Raw genomic sequence first — 1,617 nt, forward strand, 5'->3', positions numbered from 1 at the left:
TGAAATTTATTTCGCGCGAAAGTAATTGCACAAAGAGGAGAGAATGAGAAAAGAACGAGGAAACCACAAGATCATTGTTTACTTCCTCTAAAGCTAAGCGCCCTCTTATCCTCTTTGTGAAGAATAGTTATAAGTTTGAGCCGAACGGAGTTATAGCTCAAACCTTAACACAAAGATACTTCTCTTCTAGGTACTCATCTAACCCTTGGTGACCGCCTTCTCGGCCTAAACCAGACTGTTTAACGCCGCCAAATGGCGCTACTGGGTTTGAGATAAGCCCTTCGTTAATACCTATCATGCCGTATTCAAGTGCTTCGCTTACGCGATAAACTTGCTTGATGTTTTCACTATAAAAATATGCGGCTAAACCGTAAGGTACGTCGTTCGCAAGCTGAAGTACTTCTTGTTCGTCATCAAAAGCGATGATGCTGACTACAGGGCCAAACACTTCATCATGATAGATATCCATCTCTGGTGTCACATCAGTTAAAATTAATGGCGCTTGAAAACTGCCTTCAAGCTCACTGTTATCACCGATTAACGACGCCCCTTTATCAACTGCATCTTGCACAAGCGTTTGAACTTTCTCTTTTGCTTTAGGGTAAATTAATGGGCCGATATCTACCCCGTCATCAAGTCCATTGCCTACCTTTAACTCAGCCACTTTGTCTGTGAGTTTTTCGAGTACCGTTTCAAGCACTGAGCGCTGAACAAATATGCGGTTTGCGGCAACACAGGTTTGTCCTGCGTTTCTAAATTTAGCCCCCATAAGGCCTGCAACTGCTTCATCTAAATCGGCATTATCAAAAATAATGAACGGGGCATTGCCGCCAAGTTCCATCGACGTTTGCTTAATGGTTGAAGCGCACTGCGATAGTAACTGCTTACCTACACCGGTTGAGCCTGTGAATGTGAATTTACGCACACGCTGAGACTCAGTCATGATCTTACCCACCATTTTTGCGTTTTCAGAGACCACCACATTTAGCGCCCCTTTTACAAACCCCGCTTTATCAGCAAGGTAGGCTAAGGCAATAGCGCATAATGGCGTATGCTCCGAAGGCTTAATCACAAAACTACAACCCGCGGCATAAGCGGGTGCCACTTTACGGGTGATCATCGCAATCGGGAAATTCCAAGGGGTAATACCAGCCACCACACCAATGGGCTGCTTGATCGTTGTTAAACGATGCTTACTGTCAGTGGCAGGGATGGTGTCGCCATAACTGCGCTTTGCTTCTTCGCTAAACCACTTAATAAAGCCCGCACCGTATTCAACTTCGCCCAAGGCTTCTTTTAAAGGCTTACCCTGCTCTTTAGTCATCAATTCAGCAAGCTGTTGCTTGTGCTCAATAACCAACTCATACCAGCGACGCAACGTTTCACTTCGCTCGGTTGCAGTTGTTTGCTTTAGTTTGCTAAATGCCTCGTCAGCACTTTTTATAGCCAGCTCAACTCCTGCTTCATCAATATCAGAGACATGAGTGATCGCCTCTGCGGTTGCGGGATTATCTACACTAAAACGCTGGCTCGTAGAGTAAAAGTCACCGTCGATAAACGAATCAGAAAAAACCAAATCAGACATAGAACCTCCAAAATCAGCTATCAGCTATCAGC

At 44.9% G+C, this 1,617-nt stretch carries 1 protein-coding gene; it reads right to left on the minus strand.

Annotated elements, in window-relative coordinates; all coding sequences use genetic code 11:
* Nucleotides 1–157: 157 nt before the first annotated feature.
* Nucleotides 158–1,585 (minus strand): NAD-dependent succinate-semialdehyde dehydrogenase, encoded by a 1,428-nt coding sequence (locus CWC02_RS17010; RefSeq protein WP_138619524.1) that lies wholly within the window; start codon nucleotides 1,583–1,585, stop codon nucleotides 158–160.
* Nucleotides 1,586–1,617: the final 32 nt, after the last annotated feature.

The sequence above is a fragment of the Pseudoalteromonas sp. S2721 genome (assembly GCF_005887425.1).
Taxonomy (GTDB): Bacteria; Pseudomonadota; Gammaproteobacteria; order Enterobacterales; family Alteromonadaceae; genus Pseudoalteromonas; species Pseudoalteromonas simplex.